Source organism: Micrococcus sp. 63XJN7_6_ISO-PGPR-S23-444, assembly GCF_058072765.1.
The window spans coordinates 2359152-2380241 of record NZ_CM176516.1 but is presented as its reverse complement, the minus strand read 5'-3'; the positions used below and the strand labels follow the sequence as shown (position 1 = coordinate 2380241).

20 protein-coding genes and 2 pseudogenes are annotated in these 21090 nt (G+C 73.3%); 11 read left to right on the top strand and 11 right to left on the bottom strand.

Translation table 11 applies throughout. The features are described 5' to 3' along the window. Positions 1-9: 9 nt before the first annotated feature. A complete protein-coding gene (locus tag AC3RJ9_RS10970; RefSeq protein WP_158184090.1) occupies positions 10-1749 on the bottom strand; it encodes a glycerol-3-phosphate dehydrogenase/oxidase in 1740 nt (579 codons plus the stop codon). 292 nt (positions 1750-2041) lie between these two features. Here AC3RJ9_RS10970 and AC3RJ9_RS10965 point away from each other — a divergent pair, with 292 nt between their 5' ends. Continuing rightward, on the top strand, positions 2042-2491 hold the full coding sequence (locus AC3RJ9_RS10965) for a hypothetical protein (protein WP_043275869.1): 450 nt from the start codon (positions 2042-2044) through the stop codon (positions 2489-2491). Positions 2492-2556: 65 nt separating this feature from the next. Here AC3RJ9_RS10965 and AC3RJ9_RS10960 read toward each other — a convergent pair whose 3' ends face one another. Beyond that, on the bottom strand, positions 2557-3699 hold the full coding sequence (locus tag AC3RJ9_RS10960; RefSeq protein ID WP_095346736.1) for a GNAT family N-acetyltransferase: 1143 nt from the start codon (positions 3697-3699) through the stop codon (positions 2557-2559). 110 nt (positions 3700-3809) lie between these two features. On the opposite strand from AC3RJ9_RS10960, the pseudogene AC3RJ9_RS10955 reads away from it, so the two are divergent. Both AC3RJ9_RS10955 and AC3RJ9_RS10950 read left to right on the top strand, forming a co-directional pair. Further along, positions 3810-4157: pseudogene (locus AC3RJ9_RS10955) on the top strand (GNAT family N-acetyltransferase); the annotation flags it as partial. After that, positions 4154-5374 carry a Fic family protein gene (locus tag AC3RJ9_RS10950; RefSeq protein ID WP_095346737.1) on the top strand — a complete coding sequence of 407 codons (1221 nt, stop codon included), beginning with the start codon at positions 4154-4156 and terminating at the stop codon, positions 5372-5374. The pseudogene AC3RJ9_RS10955 and the gene AC3RJ9_RS10950, both read left to right, overlap by 4 nt. Before the next feature lie 29 nt (positions 5375-5403). On the opposite strand, the gene AC3RJ9_RS10945 is transcribed toward AC3RJ9_RS10950, so the two are convergent. Then, positions 5404-5583: a hypothetical protein gene (locus tag AC3RJ9_RS10945; protein WP_236649631.1), complete on the bottom strand. Its 180-nt coding sequence runs from the start codon at positions 5581-5583 to the stop codon at positions 5404-5406. 194 nt (positions 5584-5777) lie between these two features. On the opposite strand from AC3RJ9_RS10945, the gene AC3RJ9_RS10940 reads away from it, so the two are divergent. From AC3RJ9_RS10940 to AC3RJ9_RS10925, 4 genes are all read left to right on the top strand, one after another. Beyond that, complete coding sequence (locus AC3RJ9_RS10940) at positions 5778-6485, top strand: GntR family transcriptional regulator (protein ID WP_041104849.1); 708 nt, start codon at positions 5778-5780, stop codon at positions 6483-6485. Beyond that, positions 6482-6844 (top strand): CidA/LrgA family protein, encoded by a 363-nt coding sequence (locus AC3RJ9_RS10935; protein ID WP_095346741.1) that lies wholly within the window; start codon positions 6482-6484, stop codon positions 6842-6844. The genes AC3RJ9_RS10940 and AC3RJ9_RS10935 overlap by 4 nt, the downstream gene beginning before the upstream one ends. Then, positions 6841-7575 carry an LrgB family protein gene (locus AC3RJ9_RS10930; RefSeq protein ID WP_095346743.1) on the top strand — a complete coding sequence of 245 codons (735 nt, stop codon included), beginning with the start codon at positions 6841-6843 and terminating at the stop codon, positions 7573-7575. Before AC3RJ9_RS10935 ends, AC3RJ9_RS10930 begins: the two co-directional genes overlap by 4 nt. Before the next feature lie 177 nt (positions 7576-7752). After that, positions 7753-8523 (top strand): metal-dependent hydrolase, encoded by a 771-nt coding sequence (locus AC3RJ9_RS10925; protein ID WP_095346745.1) that lies wholly within the window; start codon positions 7753-7755, stop codon positions 8521-8523. Here the strand turns inward: AC3RJ9_RS10925 and AC3RJ9_RS10920 are convergent. From AC3RJ9_RS10920 to AC3RJ9_RS10895, 6 genes and pseudogenes are all read right to left on the bottom strand, one after another. Next, positions 8518-9798 carry a Wadjet anti-phage system protein JetD domain-containing protein gene (locus AC3RJ9_RS10920; RefSeq protein ID WP_010079826.1) on the bottom strand — a complete coding sequence of 427 codons (1281 nt, stop codon included), beginning with the start codon at positions 9796-9798 and terminating at the stop codon, positions 8518-8520. The genes AC3RJ9_RS10925 and AC3RJ9_RS10920 overlap by 6 nt on opposite strands. Positions 9799-9842: 44 nt before the next feature. Next, entirely contained in the window at positions 9843-13199 is a 3357-nt protein-coding gene (locus AC3RJ9_RS10915) for an ATP-binding protein (RefSeq protein ID WP_095346746.1), read from the bottom strand. After that, positions 13196-13876 (bottom strand): DUF4194 domain-containing protein, encoded by a 681-nt coding sequence (locus AC3RJ9_RS10910; RefSeq protein WP_010079828.1) that lies wholly within the window; start codon positions 13874-13876, stop codon positions 13196-13198. The genes AC3RJ9_RS10915 and AC3RJ9_RS10910 overlap by 4 nt, the downstream gene beginning before the upstream one ends. After that, positions 13876-15339, bottom strand: a complete 1464-nt coding sequence (locus AC3RJ9_RS10905) for a DUF3375 domain-containing protein (protein ID WP_095346748.1) — start codon at positions 15337-15339, stop codon at positions 13876-13878. Before AC3RJ9_RS10905 ends, AC3RJ9_RS10910 begins: the two co-directional genes overlap by 1 nt. Positions 15340-15388: 49 nt before the next feature. Further along, positions 15389-15925 (bottom strand): GNAT family N-acetyltransferase, encoded by a 537-nt coding sequence (locus tag AC3RJ9_RS10900; RefSeq protein WP_010079830.1) that lies wholly within the window; start codon positions 15923-15925, stop codon positions 15389-15391. Positions 15926-16099: 174 nt separating this feature from the next. Further along, a pseudogene (locus AC3RJ9_RS10895) lies at positions 16100-16384 on the bottom strand (IS481 family transposase); the annotation flags it as partial. Between the two features lie 187 nt (positions 16385-16571). Here AC3RJ9_RS10895 and AC3RJ9_RS10890 point away from each other — a divergent pair. Then, positions 16572-17246, top strand: a complete 675-nt coding sequence (locus AC3RJ9_RS10890; RefSeq protein ID WP_095346750.1) for a MerR family transcriptional regulator — start codon at positions 16572-16574, stop codon at positions 17244-17246. Between the two features lie 141 nt (positions 17247-17387). On the opposite strand, the gene AC3RJ9_RS10885 is transcribed toward AC3RJ9_RS10890, so the two are convergent. After that, on the bottom strand, positions 17388-17948 hold the full coding sequence (locus AC3RJ9_RS10885; protein WP_010079833.1) for a hypothetical protein: 561 nt from the start codon (positions 17946-17948) through the stop codon (positions 17388-17390). Between the two features lie 124 nt (positions 17949-18072). Here AC3RJ9_RS10885 and AC3RJ9_RS10880 point away from each other — a divergent pair, with 124 nt between their 5' ends. From AC3RJ9_RS10880 to AC3RJ9_RS10870, 3 genes are read left to right on the top strand one after another with little or no spacing between them, the layout of a single operon-like run. Beyond that, positions 18073-19047 (top strand): asparaginase, encoded by a 975-nt coding sequence (locus AC3RJ9_RS10880; protein ID WP_010079834.1) that lies wholly within the window; start codon positions 18073-18075, stop codon positions 19045-19047. A 20-nt stretch (positions 19048-19067) separates the two neighbouring features. Next, positions 19068-19955, top strand: a complete 888-nt coding sequence (locus AC3RJ9_RS10875; RefSeq protein WP_095346752.1) for a polysaccharide deacetylase family protein — start codon at positions 19068-19070, stop codon at positions 19953-19955. A 7-nt stretch (positions 19956-19962) separates the two neighbouring features. Beyond that, complete coding sequence (locus AC3RJ9_RS10870) at positions 19963-20274, top strand: hypothetical protein (RefSeq protein ID WP_095346754.1); 312 nt, start codon at positions 19963-19965, stop codon at positions 20272-20274. A gap of 77 nt (positions 20275-20351) precedes the next feature. Here the strand turns inward: AC3RJ9_RS10870 and AC3RJ9_RS10865 are convergent, their stop codons facing one another. Then, complete coding sequence (locus tag AC3RJ9_RS10865) at positions 20352-21074, bottom strand: DUF6226 family protein (protein ID WP_158184085.1); 723 nt, start codon at positions 21072-21074, stop codon at positions 20352-20354. Positions 21075-21090 lie beyond the last annotated feature (16 nt).

The following is a 21090-nucleotide window of genomic DNA, read 5'->3' as shown; positions in this document are numbered from 1 at the left end:
GGGCTCCTTTCAGTGGACGGGGGCGGCGTCGGCGGCCGCGAGCGCGGCGGCGGCGGTGACGTCGTCGTGGGCGGTCTCGCCGCGGAGGCGGGCGGCGACGAGGTCCTTGTACGCCCGGATCTCACCGGCGATGCGCTCTTCATCCCAGCCCAGCTCGGGGCCCACGAGGGACGCGATCTCCTCGGCCGCCGCGACGCCGCGGTCGCGGACCTCGGTTGACAGGCGCGTGCGGCGCTCGATGACGTCGTCCAGGTGGACGACGCCCTCGGCTCGGGCCGCGTAGACGATCTCGGCGCGCAGGTAGCGCGGCGCCTCGGCGAGAGGGACGCTCAGGGACGGGTCGCCGTCGATCAGGTCGAGCACATGGCGCAGGACGGTGCCGTAACGGAACAGGAGCCGGTCCACGCGGGCCTCGTCCAGGCCGTAGTCGGCGGCGATGCGGTCCGCCTCCGCCTCGATCTCCGAGTAGCCGAGGCCGCCGAGCACGGGGATGCGCTCGGTGAGGCTGGGACGGGTCGGGTGGGTCTTGCGCACCACGAAGTCCACGACGTCCTCGGCCATGGCCCGGTACGTGGTCCACTTGCCGCCGGCCACGGCGGTGAGGCCGGGGGCCACCTCGGTGACGGTGTGCTCACGGGAGATCTTGGTGGAGCCGCCGTCGGATCCGGTGACCGGCTGCAGGAGCGGGCGCAGGCCGGCGTACGTGGCGATCACGTCGTCACGCGTGAGGTCCTCCTTCAGCACCGCGTTGGCGTGCTCGAGGATGTAGTCGATGTCGTCCGCGGTGGTGGCCGGATGGGCCACGTCCTCCGCCCACGGGGTGTCCGTGGTGCCGATCACCCAGTACTCGTCCCACGGGATGAGGAACAGCACGGACTTCTCCGTCTTGGTGATCACGCCGGTGGCGGCGTCGGCGCGGATGCGGTCGCGCGGGACGGTGATGTGGGCGCCCTTGGAGGCGAGCACCTCGAGGCCGCCGTCGGCCCCGGCCAGCTCCTGCTGCTCCTGGGTCCACACGCCCCCGGCCAGGATGACGGCGCGCGCGTGCACGTCGAACTCCTCGCCGGAGGTCTCCTCGCGGACACGCACGCCCTGCACACGGCCGTCGTCGCCGCGCAGGTAGCCGGTGACGGCGGTGTAGTTGGCGGCCACGGCGCCGTGGTCCACGGCGGATCGCACGAGCATCATGGCCAGGCGGGCGTCGTCGAACTGGGCGTCGGCGTACTCCACCGCGCCGACGATCTTCTCGTCGTCGAGGGAGGGGAAGGTCGCGGCCATGGAGCGGCGGCTGAGATGGCGGTGCGCGCCCATCGCGCGGCGGCGGCCGAGCGACTGCATGGCGTCGTACATGGTGACGCCGGCGCCGATGAAGCCGCGGTCGATCACCTTGTGGAAGAACGGGAAGACGAAGCGCAGGGGACGCACCAGGTGGGGCGCGGTCTGGGTGAGCAGCAGGTCGCGCTCCCGCAGCGCCTCGTACACCAGCTTGACGTCCAGCATCTCGAGGTAGCGCAGGCCACCGTGCATGAGGCGGGAGGAGCGGGACGAGGTCCCGGAGGCCCAGTCGCGGGCCTCGACGATGCCCACGTCGAGGCCGCGGGTGGCCGCGTCGAACGCGGCGCCCACGCCGGTGGAGCCGCCGCCCACGACCAGGATGTCGAGGGGGGCCTCCGGGCTGGTGGCCCGGAGGCGGGCGAGGTGGTCCTCCCGCGTGGCGGCGGAGAGGGGGACGGTTCGCAGGGTCGGCATGGGGGGTTGCTCCTTTATCAGTGGAGGCACAGTGTAGTGGCGTGGCTCACGATACCCAGTATCAGCACGAGCCGAGGTCCATGATGTCACTCCCGGGCCGCGGGTATGCACGCGTCGGGTACGGTCTCGCGGAACCCGAGCCGCTCGAACAGCGGCACGTCGGCGCGCGTGGAGGTGGCTCGTCCCACACGCTCCTCGGGCTGTGGCACCTCACCCTGTTCCGCTGGAACGAGGGCGGAGCGCCTCGGGTGACGCGTGCCCTCGGGTGAGGCCCCGCCCCTACACTCCGACCATGGACATCACCGTCGGCGCCGTCGGCCGCGCCTCGCTCTCGGACTGGGAGCAGGAATGCTGCGGTGACTCGATCGCCGTGGGGGAAGTCCACGAGCTGATCCTGCTGCCCTCCCGGGGAGTGAGTCAGGCTGGGCCCCTGGCCTCTGCAGGCTGGGTCGTCACCCATCACGACGACGGCAGCCCCGCCGGGTCGATCCCGTTGCGTCGTGTGCGGGCCGTGGTGAGGGCGGCACACGAGGTGTGGCCCTCGGGGCGGCTCGCCGAGATCGACCGCGTCCCCGGCCACGCTGACCTGACGATCCTTGAGCCAGAGGAGGCCACCGGCCTCGGCTTGGGGGAGGTCGTCTACGTCGGCGCCTACGAGCCGGTGCTCCCCGAGACTCCCCGCCCTGACGAGTGGCTTCTCGACCTGGAGATCCTCGAGGACCTCGGTCCGCACACCTGGTGAGCCTCGCGAGTCCACCCCCTCACGGTCTCGAGCTGCATGGGGTGAGCGTAGAAGTCCGTTCGTCGTCATAGATGGCCCCTCACCCCCCGGTCGCTCGCGAGCATCGCGTAGACGAGGGTGTCCGTCCACTCGCCCTTGCTCCACAGGTCCTGCCGGTGGTGTGCCTCTCGACGCATCCCGAGCATCTCGGCCAGTCGGGCGGACGCCGTGTTGCGGGCATCCATCTGTGCCACCACCCGGTGCAGGCCAGACGTCTCGAACCCCAGGTCCAGCAGCGCAGCCGCGGCCTCCCGGGCGAAGCCTTGACCGGCATGCCGCGGATCCAGTGCCCAGCCGATCTCCGCGACACCGCGCTCGCGGTCCGTCAGCCACAGGATCACGTCACCCACGGGGACGCCCGCGTGCTCCACCACCAGGGACACCGCCCCGGACGGGCCGCCGAGGTCGTCCCACGTGATCCGCTTGGCCAGCTTCGCCCGCGCGGTCGCCTCGTCCCAGGGCTCGTCCAGCAGGTGGCGCACCACCTCGGGCTGCATGTACATCTCCTGCAACCAGCCGAAGTCGTCCTCCCGGTGCGGCCGCAGCGTCAGCCGCGCGGTGGGCAACGGCCAGTCAGGGGCGCGGCCGCCCGCAGCCGCGCCCTCCTTGCGCCCCGCCGGAGGCGGGGCGTCGACGTCGGCGGGGACCGGCGTCGTCGTGCCGGACGCCCAGTCCTGGCGCAACATTGCGTAGGCCACGGACGCGAGCGGCTCGCCGCCGTCCACGGGCCAGCCGCGCCGGTAGTGCGCCTCCTTGACCCAGCCGGCCCGGCGGAAGGTGCGCAGCATGGGGACGTTGTCCTCGCGGGTCTGGCCCTCGAAGCGGTCCACCGCGGGCATCGTCTCGAAGACGTGCCGGGTGAGCGCGGTGAGGATCTGCGCGCCGAGCCCGCGCCCGCGGAACCGCTCCGCCACGCGCAGGTCGAACAAGGGGGTGGGGTCCGTGAGGTCCTCCAGGCGCACCACGCCGACGCGGCCGTGCTCGGGATGCTCGATCCAGAAGGTGCGGTGGTCCTCATCCTCCCAGGCGCCGCCATCGACGGCCTTCTCCGCCTCCGGCCGGGTGACGCGCGGGCGCGTGTGGAACGGCCACGCGTTCTCGGTGAGCAGGGCGACGAGCGCGTCCCGGTCGGCGCCTGCCGGGTCGAGCGGAGTGAAGGTGACGTCCATGGGGCCGAGAGTAGGGGAGGGGACGTCACCGCCGCCCGTTGCCGTGACCCCATGGCCACGCCCCTCCTCGACCTCGCGGCGCACCGCGCGAGGAAGCCCGGGACGCGCAGGCCGAGATCGGCTGGACCATAGCCCAGGCCCACGCCGGCCGGGGCCGCGCCACCGAGCTGGCCTGTGCCCTGTTGGACCTCGCCTTCGCAGGCCTCGGCGTCCGACCCGTGGAGGCTCACGCCTTCGCGGACAACGCGCCCATCCTGCGCGTGATGGAGAAGGTCGGCCTGCGCCACGAGGGCACCTTCAAGGAGGAGTCACTGCACCGCACCCGCGGCTGGGTGGACGGCGTCACTTACGCGATGCTCGCCTCGGAGCATCGGGCCCGGGGCAGACGGCTTTCCACCTCACGACGCCCAGAAGTACGCAACTCTCTAGACATAACGTTGCGTAAGGTGGCGGCATGAGCAACGATCCGCGCCCGACCCCGTGGGCCGTCGGCTGGGAAGAGCGCCCCTGGGCCGCGGGCCCGGATGACGCCGGGCTGCGCTCCCGCAGCGCTCGCGTGCGCGCCTCGGGCCCGTATCGAGCCGCGCTCCCGGCCCGCATCGCCCGACTCGGGCTCGACCTGCCCTCTGATCTGGCGACCGAGGTCGAGGAGGCGACGGCCGCCGTCGTGCGCTTCGATGCTGAGATCAGCCACGCCCTCCCGGGGCTCACCGGCGAGATCGCCCCGATCGACGCGGTGCTCCTGCGCACTGAGTCCGCGTCCTCCTCGCAGATCGAGCACATCACCGCGGGCGCGCGAGCCCTCGCCCTGGCGACTCTCGGCGAACGCACCCGCCCGAACGCAACGCTCGTGGCGGCGAACGTGAGGGCCATGGGCGCTGCTTCCCGGCTGGCCGCCGACCTCGACGAGCCCGCCCTGCTGGCCGCCCATCGTGCCCTCATGGACGGTCAGGAGCATGCCCGGCCGGGCGCCTACCGCGATGCGCAGGGGTGGATCGGGGGCGGGGTGCCCACGCCGCACACGGCGCAGTTCGTCCCGCCCCACCCGGAGCGCCTGCGTGCCGGGATGGACGATCTCTTCGCCTACCTGCGACGCACGGACGTGCCCGCCCTCGTGCAGGCCGCCATCGCGCACGCCCAGTTCGAGACCATCCACCCGTTCGCGGACGGCAACGGCCGCACCGGGCGCGTCCTCGTGCACGCCGTGTTGCATCGGGCCGGCGCGATCACCCGTATGGGGGTGCCCCTCTCCGCGGGACTCCTCACGGACACGGCCGGATACTTCGACGCCCTCACCGCCTACCGCGACGGCGACCCCGCGCCCATCGTGCGCCGCTTCGCGCAGGCCGCCCTGGCCGCCGTCGGCAACGGCCGAGAGCTCGTCGCGGACCTGGACGAGGCCCTGACCGGCTGGCGCGAGCGGCTCACCGCCCGGCGGGACGCGGCGGTCTGGCGGGCGCTCGCGGTGATCATCGCGCAACCCGCCGTGACCGTGGACCACCTGGCCCAGGTGCTGGGTGTCTCGCGCCCGGCCGCCCAGCGGGCCGTGGACCAGCTTGTCGAGGCCGGCGCTCTGCAGGCCGCGTCCGCTCAGCGTCGGAACCGGGTGTGGCTGGCCACCGAGGTGCTCGCCTGTCTGGACGAGTTCGCCGCGCGTGCGGGCCGGCGGGGTTGACCGGGTGTGGACTACCGGGCTGACCAGCCTCATGCCGCGTGTAGTGTCCCGGCCATCCGGGCGGGCGTCGGGTTGCGGGCGTCCATCTGCGCCACCACCCGGTGCAGGCCGTACGTCTCGAACCCCAGGTCCAGCTGGGACACCGATCCGGCAGGGCCGGCGAGGCCGTCCTCCCGGTGCGGGCGCAGCGTCAGCCGCGCGGTGCGCAACGGCCAGTCAGGGGCGGGGCCGCCCGCAACCGCGCCCTCCCCGCGCACCCCTGACCGGCACAGAACTCGGCTGACAGCCGCTCCGCAGGCCCGCTTCGACAGGTGCCGGCACCTTGTACCCCTCCCCACCCGGACCTCTTCCGAGTCCGACACAATGCATACATCCATGCATGCATCTGATTATTCTGGCCCGCATGACTCCACTCTCCGACCCCTTATGGGGCAGTCGTGCCACGGCTGCCGGCCGCCTGGCCCACGACGTCGCCTGGCGCATCGTCCGCGGTGAGATCGCCGCGGGGGAGATGCTCACCGAGGTCCAGCTCTCCACGGAGGCCGGCATCTCCCGGACGCCGGCCCGGGAGGCCCTCCTCCAGCTCGAGCGCTGGGGCCTGGTGCGGCTCCTCCCCAAGAAGGGCGCGGCCGTGCAGGCTCTCACGCCGCAGAGCGTGGCCGACCTCACGGCCCTGCGCGGCCTCCTCGAGTCCACCGCCCTCGCCACGGTCGCCGCGCGGCCCGACGCCGTCGGGCCCCTCGTCGCCACGCTCACCGCCAACCTGGAGCAGCAGCGCGCCGCCCTGGACGCCGGCGACCTCGCGGCGTTCTCCGCGCTAGACGTGCGGTTCCACCGGGACGTGATCGCCACGTGCGGCAACGCCGCCTTCGACGAGGTCGTGCGCACCTTCGCCCCCCGCCTGGCCCGCCTCATCCACGCCGCCACCGGCGGATCCGTCGACGCCGCCCGCCGCCTCCTCGATGGGCACGCCGAGATCTGCGCTCAGCTGGCCGCCGGGCGCGCCGCAGACGCCCAGCGCGCCCTGCAGGCGCACCTCGACGCCGCGGGGAGCGGCGTCGTCCCCGGCCTGCCGCCCGTGGGCCCGTCCGAGGCAGGTGAACCCCGATGATCGAGGGCCTGCTGATCCTGCTGCTCTGCCAGCTGGCGGGCACGCTCGTGGCCGACACGCTGCACCTGCCGATCCCCGGGGCCGTGCTGGGCATGCTCCTGCTGCTCGGCCTGCTCGCGTGGCGCCGGCCGGCCGAGGACGCGCCGGTGATGGCGGCGAGCCATCACCTGCTCCAGCACCTGCCGCTGCTGTTCGTCCCGGCGGGCGTCGGCGTCGTCGCGGTGCTGGGCCTCATCGGGGAACACCGGGCGCTGATGCTGGTCGGCTTCGTGGTGCCCTGGCTGCTGGGGCTGGTGGTTACCGCCGGCGTCGCGGCCCCGCTCGCCCGCCGCCTCACGGACAAGGAGGACGCACAATGAACGCTGCCGAACTCACCGACTCCCTCGCCGAGGCCTGGGACGCGCTCCTGCACACACCGCTGTTCGGCATCGCGCTGACCCTCGCCGTCGCCGTGCTCTCCCGCCGCCTGTGGCTCGCCGCCCGGCAGACCGCCCTGCTCACGCCCGTGCTCGTGACGATCGTGCTGGTGGCCGCGTTCCTGGCCCTGACCGGCATCGACTACGAGACCTACATGATCGGCGGCAGCTACCTCACCTTCTTGCTGGGCCCCGCCACGGTGGCCCTCGCCGTCCCCCTGTACCGGGCCGGCCCTGACATCCGGAAGCTGCTGCTGCCGGTCGCCGTCGGGGTCACCGTCGGCTCGCTGACCGCCATGGTGAGCGCCGTGCTGATCGTGCGGCTGATGGGCGGGGACGCCGCGCTGGCCGCCACGTTCGCCCCCAAGTCCGCGACGACGCCGATCGCCATGGCGGTGGCCGACGCCGGCGGCGGGATCGTCTCCCTTGCCGCCGTGCTCCCCGTGCTCACCGGCGTGCTCGGCGCCGTGCTCGCTCCCTGGGTGCTCGACCGGCTGCGCGTGCGCGACCCCCGCGTGCGCGGCCTGGCCATCGGCGTGAGCTCCCACGGCATCGGCACCGCCCGCGCCCTCGCCGAGGGGCCGAAGACCGGTGCGTTCTCCGCCCTCGCCATGGCCTGCTCCGGCGTGCTCACCGCCCTGCTGGCCCCGCTCGTGCTGGCGATGACGGGGTGAGGGGCCGGGCGGCCGCCCCCGGCCGGGCAGCCGCCTCGACCCGCTCCAGCCGCGGCGGCCTCCTTACCTTGTCCGCCCCGCCTGCCACCCTGGTCCTCTTCCTTCCCCGCGGGCCGCCCGCCGGCCCTCGCAGGCGCGGTGACGCGGCCCGGTCCTGCGAACGAGAGGACCCCACCCATGATGGGCCCGTCCCACGCGGCCACCGGCGCCGCGGCCTGGCTGGCGCTCACGCACTGGCAGTCGCCGATCGCCGTGCTGCACCTGCCCGCCGAACTCCAGCTGCTCGGCGCCGTGACCACCGCCGGCGCGGCCATGATCAGCGACTGGGACCACCCCCGGGCCACCGTCGTCCACGCCCTGCCGCCCGTGACCGAGTGGCTGAGCCGCGGCATCCGCCACGTGGCCGGCGGGCATCGGCGCGGCACACACTCGCTGGTGGGGATCGCGGCGTTCACCGCGCTGTCGGTCGCCGCCGCGGCCATTCAGGTGCCGGTGGCCGGGCTCACCTACGGCGTCGGTCAGGGCGTCATCGCCGCGTTCCTCGTGGCGGTCGCCGCCACGGCGCTGCGCCTGCTGCCGCGGGGCGGGCGGGTGTCCGCGTGGGCGCTGGGCGTCGTCGCCGCGGTGCTGGGCACCGTCCTGGGGGACGGGCTGTGGTGGATCCCCGCGTCCGTGGCGATCGGGGTGACCGTGCACATCCTCGGCGACGCCCTCACCAACAACGGCGTGGCCCTGCTCTGGCCCCTCCGGCCGGACCCGCCCTGCCGCCTCTGGTGCTGGCAGCCGGGCGGGCGGTTCCGGCTCCCCCTGCTCGGCACCACCGGGTCCTGGCGGGAATGGGCGTTCGTCTCCGTGCTGACCGCGTTCACCGTCGTGCGCGCCGTGCACCTGGCCCCGCCCGCGGCCCGCGGGGTGGCCGGGCTGCTGGGAGCGGGGGCCCCGTCATGACGCGATCCGCCGACCGTCCGCGTCCTCGCCACCGGCGGCACGATCGCCCGCGTCGCAGAAGACGAAGTGCGCGTCCAGCGCCGAGAGCGCGTGGTCCCACCCGACCCGCTCCTGCTCGAGCCGCACGTCGCCCTCGGCACGCAGCCGCTCCAGCGCGCGCGCCTCGTCCGAGGTCAGCGTGGCCAGCGCGCCACGGAAGGGCGTGGGATCCGGGACGCACAGGTCGCGGAACGCCTCGAGGGTCCGGACGTCCATGAGCACGCTGCGCAGCTGCGGCAGGCGGGTGCGGTACCGGTGGAGGATCGCGAAGCCGTGGGAGTCCAGGTCGCCCCAGTAGTGCAGCTCCGCGCCCCGCAGCCACGGCAGCACTGTTGCCGCGGTGTCGAAGCCCCGGCCCCACACGGCGACGGCGCCCGGGGCGTCCGGCAGACACAGCAGCGTCTCGCTGTTCTCCACCACGAGCACGCGCGCGGGCGCGATCGGCCACGCGGCGGCCTGCTCCAGCGGGACCTCCAGATCACGCAGTCCCTCCGGGCGCAGGGCCGGATCGAGGATGCGGACGCGCACCGTCGGGTGGGCGTCGACGATCCCGAGACCGCCCTCCTGTGGCGCGTGCAGCGCTTCCAGCAGGGTGCGGTGCGCCCCGAACCACTTCGAGTCGACCCCGCGGATCGGCAGCTGACGCGGCCGCAGGCCCTGCACGGGCGTGGTCCGCAGCCACTCCAGCACCGCGACCACGCGCAGGAAGTCCGGCTCGCTCAGGTCGGTGAGGCGCTGCGCGTGGCGCCGCAGTGCCGCGGCGAGTGTCAGCTCGCGGGGGTCGGCGGCGGCCTCGCCGTCGTCGTCCTGTGTCTGCGGGGCTGACCCCGCCCCACCCGCAGCCGACGGGCCCGACCCGCCCCACGCCTCGGCCAGCCGCCGCATCGCTGCGACGCGCTCCGCGAAGACCCGCTGCTCCCGCGCCTCGCGCCCGCCGACCCACGCCACGAGCGCGTCCGGGGTGACCGCGTGGACGCGTACGGGCACCTGTTGCCGCCCGACGCTGCGCCAGCTGCGCTCGGCCCACTCCACCCGGATGCCCGCGGGCAGGGTGGCGGCCCGCCAGCCCCGTGCCCAGGACTGCGCGGCCTGCGGGTCGGCGAGGACGACCTGCTCCGTGGGCGGCTTGAGCGGCAGCGACCACGCGGGGGTGGGCACCTCGCCGAGGGTCCACCCGCGATGCGACCGGGCCAGGGCCCGACGCGCCAGCTCGCGCGCCGCCTCCGGAGCCACCATCGGCCAGGCCCCCGTCCCATCCCGGCCCCGTCCCGTCGCCCCGCTCACTTCTCCTCGTCCTCCCACATCACCTCGGCGATCTGGGTGAGCCGCCGCGTCGGGTTCTCCACCGTGGTGATGCCGCCGACGTAGGGGGCGATGGTCTGCAGGAGCTTCTGAGGGGTGGCGAGCACCATCTGGAAGCCGAACTCCACGAACACGTCCATGGCCATGCGCGTGTAGCGGGCGTCGGCCTTGTCGAACGCCTCATCCAGGATCACCGTCCCGTACCGCGGGCGCGGGTCCTCGGGGGCGGCCAGCTGGTAGCGCAGAGCCGCGGCGAGGCAGAAGACCACGAGCTTCTGCTGCTGCCCGCCGGACATCGCGGCGCCCGAGTCGTACGTGGCGTGGACGGCGCCGGCGTCGTCGACCTCCTGCGCGAGGAAGGTGACGTGCTCGCGCGTGTCCAGGCACTGCTGCCGCCACACCCGGTCCACGTGGTCCGAGGAGGCGAGGCGGTCCATGATCCCGGCCAGCGCGGTGTAGCGCCGCTCGGCATCGTCGAGGGAGTCGTCGGCCCACGCGTTCTCCGCCACGGCGGAGAGGTCGCGGAGGAACTGCTGCGCCGCCTCGGGACGACGCACGCGCACACGCAGGTGCAGGAACCGCCCCTCGTCGAAGGGGGAGCGCCGCAGCGCCGAGTTGATGGGGTCCACGCGGTCCTCGATCTCCCCGGGCGCGGTGCTGATGGCCCGGTGGAGCTCGCCGAAGAGCACGGAGGAGCGCTCGTGCAGGATCTGGTGGAACCGGTCCTCGTGCTCGGGCAGCCCCTGCTCCACGATGCGCTCGAGGATCGCCAGGTACGTGCCGCGGTCCTCGACGCCGGGCGAGGCGTCCGCGGCCGCCACCGCCCACTGGCGGGAGAACTGCGTGGTGAGCACGGTGCAGCGCTCCCCCGCCTGCGCACCCGCGGAACGCGCGCGTTCGGCCAGCGCGCTCACGTCCCGGCGCACGAGGTCGGCGCTCTCCGTCAGGGCGGAACGCGTGGCGGAGCGGCGCACGGCCCGGAAGCGGGCGTCGAGCTCGGCGGTGAGCTCCGCTGGGAGCGGCTCGCGGCCGGTGCTCTCCGCCTCGAGCTCTCGCGCCTCCTGGGTGAGCTCGGCTCGGCGGCGCTCGGCCTGGGCGGCGGCCAGTCGGGCCTCGTCAGCGGCCTGGCGGGCGGTCCGGAGGTCCTGCTGGGCGGCCTCGTCCCTGCGACGGGCGGCCTGCAGATCGCCGCTGGCGGCGCTGAGCTCATCCGCCTGCGCCCGGAGGTCCGCGATCCGGCGCTCCAGTGCCGCGTGGTCCACGTCCGTCCACGGGGTCTCGAGCACGCTGCGCAGAGTGGCGCGGCGCCGGCGCTCCGCATCGGCCCGCTCCTGGGCCCGCTGGACCTCGCCCTCGACGACGGCGAACGCCGCCTGGCGCGCGGCGCGCTCCTCGACCAGCACCTCCAGCTTCGCCGCCGGATCGCCGAGGACCCAACGGGAGCGGTCATCCACGCGGAACCGGTCGTCCTTCTCGTACCGCGTGGCGGAGAGCTTCACCTGGCCGGCCGCCGTCACGGCCCGCTCGTGCCGCGCGAGCTCGGCGGCCGTACTGACACACGCCAGGTCGAACCGCTCGGAGAGGCGGGCCTGGAGCCAGTCGTGGAACACGCCCTGCTTCACCGTCACCTTGTGCACGAGGGAGTCCTGACTGCTCGCGGGCCGGATGGCGGCCCGCGTCGGCCTGACCTCCTCGAACCGCAGTCGCACGCCCAGGTGGCGCCGGTCGATCCAGGTCCGGGCCGCCGAGAGCAGCCGCGTGGGGATCAGCAGGGTCAGCGAGAGCGGGGCGAGCACGCGCTCGATCGCGCCGGTCCACTCCTGATGGCGCGCGTCGACGTCGAGCAGCTCGGCCACGAAGGGCACCGCGTCCGTCCGCACGCCCAGGTGCTCCGCCAGGTCCTCCCGGACCGACGCCAGGTGCCGGGGCACGGTGCTGCCGCGGCGGCGCAGGGCCGTGATGTCCGCCTCGAGCTCGCGCACCGCCTCCCGCAGGCGGCTGAGCTCGGTCAGCTGGGCGTGGCTCGGCCCCGGGTGCTCGGGCGGCGCCTCCAGGTCCGCGGCGATGGCCGCCTGGAGCTCGCCGAACTCGACGGCGGTACTCGGCTCCGCGTCCACGTCCGCCGCGCGGAGGCGGTTCGCCAGGACGGCGCGCCGAGCCAGACGCTCCCGGTGCTGCTCCCGTGCCGCGTCGATCTGCCGTCCGAGCTCCGCGACGCGGTCCCCGCCCACGCTGGCGAGCGCGATCAGGGCGTGCTGGCGCCGCTGCTCCGCGCGCTCCTGCTCGGCGTCGGCCTCGGTGCGCGCCGCGTGAAGGCCCGCGAGCGAGGCCTGCACCTCCTCGAGCGCCCGCCGGATCTCCGCCAGGAACCTGGCCTGGTGGTAGGGGTGGATGGCGGCCTCGAGGCGGCGCAGCCTGGACTCCTCGGCGACGGCGGCCTCGTACTCCTGTGCGGCCGTGCGCACCTCGAGCAGGTGGTCCCGCTGCCGGCGCAGGTCCACGACGCGCTCGTACGCGGTGCGCAGCGCGCCGAACTCCTCGACCGCGCGGTCCGCCATGGCGAACGTCGGCGGCCGCTCCAGCATGTGGTTGCGGAACAGCTGGTCCAGCGAGTCCAGCCCCTTGGCGGACTGGGTCCGGTGCAGCAGGTGCAGCGCGGCGTCGTCGCGGATGCCGAACACCGAGCGCAGGCGCGCGTAGAACGGGCCGTGACCGCCGTTCGTGGTGACGACGGCCTGCGGCCAGCGTGCCTGCACACGGCGGGTCCTGATGCCGTCGTCGATCAGCGTCTGCAGTTCGGCCAGGTCCACGGCAGAGCGCTCGAGCAGGCACAGGTCCTTCATGTCGGCCCGGGACATCGCGGTGCCGCGCAGGAAGAACTGTCGGCACAGCGAGACGACGCCGCCCGCGCCGTCGCGATACGTGAGGACGACGCCGGCCCACGTGGCCCCGGGGCGCAGGTACGCGGAGACCACGCGGTCCTCGTCCTCGTCCTGCCGGCGGGTCCACGCGCCGCGCACGTAGGAGACCAGGCCGCGCGTGGCCGTCCGCTCCGCCCCGCCCTGCGCGGCCTGGTTGAAGCGCAGCCACTTGTCCGGGGTGAGGACGGCGGCGATCGCGTCCAGGATCGAGGACTTGCCCGAGCCCGAGGGCCCCGTGATCAGGTGCCCGCGGCGCGAGACGGGGAAGCGGTGGATGCGACCGTCCATGGTGCCCCAGTTGGCGATCTGGACCTCCTCGAGGCGCCACTGGCGGATGTCCGCTGTGTCGCGGCCGGGGAACTCGATGCCGAGGTCGAACGTGTCCTGCTCCTGCGCGGGATGAGGTGCGGTCATCGGTCGTCCTCCTGGGTCGTGACATCCGCGTCGTCGTCGTTCTGCCCCGCCGCGATCTCGCGGTACAGCTCGGTGAACGCCCGGGCCTCCTCCGGGCCGATCATCACCTTGAGCACCGGCGAGACCTCGGCGCGGTCGTCCTCCAGCTGCTGGAGGACGGAGAAGCTGTTGAGCATCTTGGTCCACGAGCTGTTCAGTCGGCGCGCCCACCCGGAGTCGTCACCCTGCTGGTACACGGCCAGCTGCTCGAAGACCTCGTCCCGGCCCACGATCACGCGGCGTTCGCCGGCCGCCGTCAGCAGGTGCTGGCGCAGGACCAGGAGCATCGCGGTGTCCAGGAACGTCATGGACTTGGAGCGCAGGGCGGCCGGCACCGCGATCTCGTCCGTCGCGACCCTGCGTGTGAACGCGAACTCGTCATGCTGGTCGATCACCACGTCGAGGAACAGGTCGTGCAGCCGCGAGCGGATGGCGGCCTCGTCGGCGATCAGGGCCTGCCACAGCTGGGGGCGACGGCGGCCGGAGAGGTACGGACCCTGGAGGAGTTCGAGCAGTGCGCGTCGTGACTGCTCTCCGAGCGTGCCGAGATCGCCCTCCCACAGCGTGGGCGCGGCGCCGGCGGTATGCGCAGCGTCCGTGGCGGGCGGAGTCGCCGCGTCGTCGGAATCCGGGGTCATCAGGGGAGCCTTTCGGTGAAGCGGTGGCGGATCACGTGCGCGGAGTGCATCCCGGCGGCGGCGGGCCAGCGGAGGAGGTCGACGGCGTCGGGGTCCACTTGGCCGTGCTGCGCGGCGAGGGAGAGGAGTCCGACGACGCTCGCCACCCCCTGCGTGGCGGGGTGCAGCTCGAGGACGTCGGCGACCGTGGCCGAGGCCGGCGCGCCGTCCTTCCCCTCGAGGGTGCGGTTCACGTTCTCGCGCAGTTCCGTGAAGTCGATCTCCGTCTCACGGGCGAGCGCACGCAGGGCGGCCATGTCCACCGTGGCCACGGCGGCGTCCTCGAGGGCAGGACCGACGTCGAACTCGCGGGGATCGTGCAGGGAGATCTCCCCGACGGAGCGCAGGGACATGCCGGTGAGGTCCAGGTCCCGCCCCGTCTGCCGGTAGGGACGCGTGGCCGGGGCGGCGTCGGCGGCGGCGCTGAGCGCCTCCCGGAGGGCCACGTGCAGACGGCGGTCCCGGTGGTACTCCTGGGAGAGGACGTAGCGGCGCAGGCCGCGGGCGAACTCCGTGAGCGTGTCCTGCACGGCGGACGAGCCGTCCTGCAGGGTGCGTGCGAGGCCACGCACCGCACGCCGCGTGGCGGGCGGCAGATCCGCGGCGAAGTCGCGCTCGAGGACGGCCCGGATGTCGGCCTGGAACGCCGCGGACATCGCGGGGTCCCGCACCATGCGGGAGAACGCGGCGAAGGTCTGGCCCTCGTCCGAGGACTCGATGAGGTCCACGCCGCGGAACACGTTCTCCAGGACGTCGCCGGGAAGCCCCTCGTCCGTGAGGATGCGACGCCGCAGCTCCTGATTGAGCTCCCCGAACCGTGCCCGGACCCGGGCGAAGTCCACGGGGAGGTCGGCCGCCTGGGTGAGCACGTCGTCGAGCCGCTCCACCGCGCGTCGCTCATCCAGCACGGTGTCCTCACCGGAGGCGATGCGCTCGATGCGCTCCGCCAGGGCCTGCTGCTCAGCCCGCAGGGCGGCCAGCCGGCGGGAGGTGTCCGGGTCGGTCTCGAGGGCCAGCTGATGGAGCGCGGTGAGGAGGGAGACGAGGCGGGACTCGGTGACGCTCGCGCGCGGTGCGAGGAGCTGCTCGACGACGCGGAGCCCCTGCCGCGCGGCCGGCGTCAGCTCGTAGACCTCCTCGCGGGCCTCGTCCGCGATGCGCCGCTCGAGCAGTCCCGCCTGCCGCCAGTCCTCGCAGTACGCCTTGGCTGTCCGCCCCGAGAGGTCCAGGTGGTCCCGCAGGGTGTCGAGCTCGGCGTCGAGGGCGTCATGCAGCTCGTGCGTGGGCAGGCTCGCGTTCGGGGCGCCCAGATGGGTGGCGAGGACGCCGGCCACGAGGGGCAGGGAGTCCATGCGCAGCATGCGCAGGGCGACGTCGTCCTGCACGAGGCGGTGGACCCGGAGCGCCTGGGCGAGAGAGGACATGGGACCAGTGTTCCAGGTGGGTGTCAGTCCAGGTCGTTCGCCGGCAGCCTCACTCCCACGGCACGGGCGTCGTCGTGCCGTTCTCCCAGTCCTGGCGGAGCATCGCATAGGCCACGGAGGCCACCGGCTCCCCACCCTCCACGGGCCAGCCCCGCCGGTAGTGGGCCTCCTTGACCCAGCCGGCCCGCTGGAAGGTGCGGAGCATCGGCGAGTTGTCCTCGCGGGTCTGGCCCTCGAACCGGTCGACGTCCGGCATCGTCTCGAACACGTGACGGGTCAGCGCGGTGAGGATCTCGACGCCGAGGCCTCGGCCGCGGAACCGCTCGGCCACGCGCAGGTCGAAGAGGGGAGTGGGGTCGGTGAGGTCCTCGAGGCGCACGACGCCGACGCGACCGTGCACGTCGTGCTCGATCCAGAAGGTGCGGTTGTCCTCGTCGCCCCAGCCGCCGTCGTCGATGGCCGCGTCGACCTGCTCCCGGCTGGGGTGCGGGCGCATGTGGAACGGCCACGCGTTCCCGGTGAGGAGGGCGATGAGCGCCTCGCGGTCCGGGCCGGCGGGGTCCAGCAGGGTGAGGGTGGTGGTCATCACTGCATCGTAGAGGAGAGCACCCGGGACGGGGGCCAGGCGAGGGTGCCGGGGGACGTGCTGGGGGAGGGGCGCATCGCACGCCGCCACCGGTGCCGCAGCCTGGTTGGCCCTCACGGGCGGGTTCTCGCCGGCGGACGCCGGCAGGGGACGCACTCGTTGAATCGGGATCGCCGCGTTCACGGCGGCGGGGCGCTCGTCCTCCAACGCTTCGGTGTAGGCCAGCCGGGTGTGCCCATCGATCGCCGAGTGCAGGGAGGTGTACCCCACCTTCGCGCCGGGTCCATGCTTGGCGGCCCGTACGGCCCGTGCGGCCTCGGTGCCCCGCCCGTGGGCGCGCGGGCCGCCCCCGTCGGGGATCTTGCCGATCTTCTTCACGTCCAGGTGCACCATGTGTCCCGGGGCCCGGGCGGTGATCTTCTGCGGTGGCTGGCGCAGGTCTTCCCCGGTGGGGGTCAGGGGTGCGTGAGCGTGGGTCACGAGCGGGCTCTGTTCTCCGTGGATGTGGTAGTTGAGGAACTTCCATCCCGCGGGACGGGGCCCGCTCGTCTCATCTCAGGCCGCTGGTCATGCCAAGAACCTCATGACCCACAACATCTAGACCCGGCCTTGACCCTTCCACCGTGTCACCCCACACGCTGTTGCCATGGTCACGCACACGGACCTCATGACGATCGGCGAGTTCAGCTCGCTCTCCCGCCTCTCCGTGCGGATGCTCCGCCACTACGACGCCCACGGCGTCCTGGTGCCGGAGCACGTCGACGCGCACAGCGGGTACCGCCGCTACGCCCCCGCCCAGCTGCGGGACGCCGCGGACATCCGGAACCTGCGCGACGTCGGCCTCGGCGTCTCGGCCATCACCGCCCTCCTCGCCGCCCGCGGCACCTCGACCTGGACCGATGCGCTCGCCCTGCAGCGGTGCACCCTGGTCGAGGAGCTGCACGCGGCCCGGGAACGGCTTTCCCTCATCGACCGCATGCTCACCCCAGGAGAGATCCCCATGACCATCCAGCTGAACCGCACCGCCGTCCCTGCCATGACCGTCGTCGCCCTGCGCGGCACCGTCCCGTCTTACTCCGACGAGGGCCGCCTGTGGGAGAGGCTCATGCCCGCCCTGCAGCAGCAAGGCATCAGGCCCGTCGGCCGGTACACGCAGATCTCGCAGGCACACGACCTGATCGTCCAGCGCATGGAGGCCGAGGGGCTGGCTGCCCGGCAGGACGGGACCCTGGCCTCCAAGGTATTCAACCGCTATCTCGTGACGCCGGACCAGGCCGCGCCTGAGGATCTCGTGACGGAGGTGTGCAGGCCGCTGGCGTGAGGCCCTGGTGACATGCACCAAGGGCCGCGGGGGGAGACCCCGCGGCCCGTCGATTTGCAACCTGCGAGGGCTCGCAGTCTCTGACGAGCTGGCCCTTTACATGAGCCGGTAAAAATGGGGTGGGGCGCGTCAGGTCACGGCCTACGGCGCGCTGGACTCCCACCTGATCCGCTCGGCTGAGGTCTTGCCCTCAATCCCGTACACTTCAACCGTGTATGAGTCGCCGTCAATAGCTCTGAATGAGAACTCCCAATGGTCAAGTCTCTCAGCCTCTGACCGCAACTTCAGGTCTTTCCGACGATCTGTGGCATATCGGCGGAGAACGGCAGCTTCAGCTCGTCTCCGCGCCGAAAGGCGGTCGTCCAGGGGTGGGTTTTCTCTCCGCAGTTGCTTTAATAACCAGGCAACACTCGGGACCATTTTTGTGACGCCGAGAGCTACGGAGAGAGTGACCGGCCCGTCCGCACCGATGCCGCCTGCTCCCTTGCGGTATTGCTCTTCTATGCCGGTGTACCACTGCTGGTCATCCCGCAGGTGTTCAGTGAGTTCCTCCAGGGCCCCGAGCGACCAGCCCTCCCCCGGGGTGCAGATCAGGATCTCGTCTTCCGGGGTCTGACCCAGATGCCCCAGGTAGATTTGATAATCGAGGAAGGTGTTTGCGAAGTCGTGAACGGATGTCTCGAAGCTCTCTGACATGCCCATGACCGCAGGGTAGGTGTCGGTGTCTGACTTGTCCAGCGTCGTTGCGCAGGGTGGAGACCCCCATCCGTTGACCCACCTCTCCCGCCCTTGTCACGCTGGCACGCATGAGCCCAGGAGCCTCCCGATGACCCGCGTCCACGTCCTCGCCACCGGCGGCACGATCGCCTCGCGCTCCGGCGAGGGCTCCGGCGCCACGGCCGGAGACGCCGCGGAGGCAATTCTCGCGGGCATGGACGCGACCGCCGACGTCGAGATCACCGGCGAGGACGTGATGACGGTCGGCAGCTACCGGCTCGGGCTGCCGGAGCTGGCCACGATCGCCCGCACCGCACGTGAGCGCGCGGCGGACCCCGGCATCGACGGCGTTGTGGTCACGCACGGCACAGACACCATGGAGGAGACCGCGTTCCTCGCGGACCTGCTGAACGGCACGGACACCCCCGTGGTGTTCACGGGCGCGCAGCGCGCCGCCGACCACCCGGACACCGACGGCCCCCGCAACCTGCGCCAGGCCGTCCTCGCCGCCGCCCAACCGGACGCCCGCGGGCTCGGCGTCCTCATCGCCTTCGACGGCGCGCTGCTGTCCGCACGCGGCACCCGCAAGGGGCACACGATGGCCAGCCAGCCGTTCACCGGCGGCACGCTCGTGGGCACGACGCACGGGGACGGGTTCCACCTGCACGCCCGCCCGCATCGCCCCGGCACCCTCGACCTCCCGGACTCCGGACTGGACGGCACGCGCGTGGACCTCGTGACCGCCCACCCCGGCGCCGACCCCGCCGCGCTGACCTGGGCGGCGGACCGGGGCGCCGACGTCGTGGTGCTGGCCGGCACCGGCCTGGGCAACGCGGGCCCCGGGCACGCCGAGGCGGTGGCGGAGCTGGCGGACCGCGGCGTGCCGGTGGTGCTCGCCACCCGCACGCTCGCCGGGCCGGTCCTGGGCGTCTACGGCGACGGCGGCGGAGCGGACATCCTCGCGGCCGGCGCCGTGCCCGCCGGGGAGCTGACCCCCTTCCAGGCCCGGATCCTGGCGGCCACCGTCGCCGCCTCCCACCCCGACCCCCCAGAGTTCAGGGCGCAGTTCGAACGGCTGCGCTGACCCGAGAGGAAGGCAGGACCATGACCAAGAAGATCTACGTGAGTGTGGGCATCGACGTCGACGCGGTCGGCGGCTGGCTCGGCTCCTACGGCGGCGAGGACTCCCCCGGGGACATCTCCCGCGGCATGTTCGCCGGAGAAGTGGGCGTGCCCCGCCTGCTGCAGCTGTTCCAGCGCCGCGACCTGCCCGTCTCCTGGTTCTGGCCCGGGCACTCGATCGAGACGTTCCCCGAGCAGTTCGACGCCGTGGTCGAGGCCGGACACGAGATCGGCGTCCACGGCTACTCCCACGAGAACCCCATCGCCATGACCCGCCAGCAGGAGACCGAGATCCTCGACTACTGCACCGAGCTCATCGAGAAGCGCTCCGGCACCAAGCCGGTGGGCTACGTGGCGCCCTGGTGGGAGTTCTCCAAGGTGACCAACGAGATCCTGCTGGACCGCGGCTTCCTCTACGACCACTCGCTCATGCACGACGACCACACCCCGTACTACGTGCGCAAGGGCGACACCTGGACCAAGATCGACTACGACGCCGACTCCGCCCACGCGTGGATGAAGCCGCTCGAGCGCGGCGAGGAGACCGACCTCATCGAGATCCCCGCGTCCTGGTACCTGGACGACCTGCCGCCCATGATGTTCATCAAGTCCAGCCCCAACAGCCACGGCTTCGTCTCCCCGTGGGACATCGAGCAGCTGTGGAAGGACCAGTTCGACTGGGTGCACCGGGAGATGGACTACGCCGTCTTCCCCATCACCATCCATCCGGACGTGTCCGGGCGCCCGCAGAACCTGCTCATGCTGGAACGGCTCCTCGACCACATCCAGGACCACGACGGCGTCGAGTTCGCCTACATGAAGGACGTCGCCACGGACTTCGCCCGGCGCCGTCCGCGCACCCAGGGCTGACGCGGCGGTGTGCGGAGCCTGCGGCCGCGCCGTCGCCTCCCCGACGACGGCGCGGCTGAACGCGTCCGGGCTCAAGCGGCGCGCCCTGGCCCGACTCCGCGCCGGCCTCGCCCCCGGGTGCCGGCTCAGCCTGGACGGGGACGGCTGGACCCTGACCCGCCGCTCGGGACGCGGTGAGCACCACGCCGACGTCGAGGGGTTGATCGCCAGCCTCGAGGGTGGCGCCGCGGGGGACTGGGCCGGGGCCGAGCCGCCACGGGAGGTTGTCGCGGCTGTGACGGCGGGGATGGTGGCCCGCGCCCGAGACAGGTCGGCCTGACGGCCGCGACACGACCTGGGGTCTGCCGTCAGGTCATGTCGCGATCGACGGGTCATCCCGAATCCACCACCGCCCCCTCACGCCTCCGGGAACCACCCCGCCCGCACGGTTGCCTCGGTCCCGCGCGGCAGCCTTGGGCGGCCGCCGGCGGCCAGGTCCCGGCAGGCGTCCGTGAGCGCCTCGAACGGCCATCCCGGGACCCGGCCCAGCCCCTCGGCCGTGCCGTCCGAGCGCCAGTGCACGTGCCAGTCCCGGCGCCGCAGCCCATGACGGCCCCGCAGGCTCACCCCCGCTCCGACCGCGCGCACGGCCGCCTGGTCCACGGCCTCGAGCAGCTCATCCGACCCGGGGTCGCAGGCGTCGCATCCGCAGTCCGGGAGCACCGCGTGCACCTGCCCCGGGGCGCCGACCGCCACCCGAAGCACCGGCAGGACCCCGCCGTCGTCGTCCTGGGGCACGTCCGTCTCCAGCAGCCACCAGGGGGAGGCGCCGTCGACGCCGGCCGGCGGCGCCACACGCAGCGCTCGGTCCACGGGGACCGCCAGGTCGGCGCGCCCGGCCTCGTCGAGCGGGATGCCACGCACCGGGTCCGGCGCGACGACGGCACCCGCCTCCGCGAGCACCTCGGCCCACACGCGGGCCCGGGCGGCCGCGATCCGATACCGCGGCGGGTCGGTCACCCGGGAGTACTCCTCCTCTCTCGGCGGGGCGCCGTCCGGGTGCGGGGCGGGCCAGGCGGGCAGGTCGAGGCCGGCGTACCGCCGGGCCACCTCCGCCCGCAGGCGCGGCAGGGTCGTCATGGGAGGCTCACCGTGT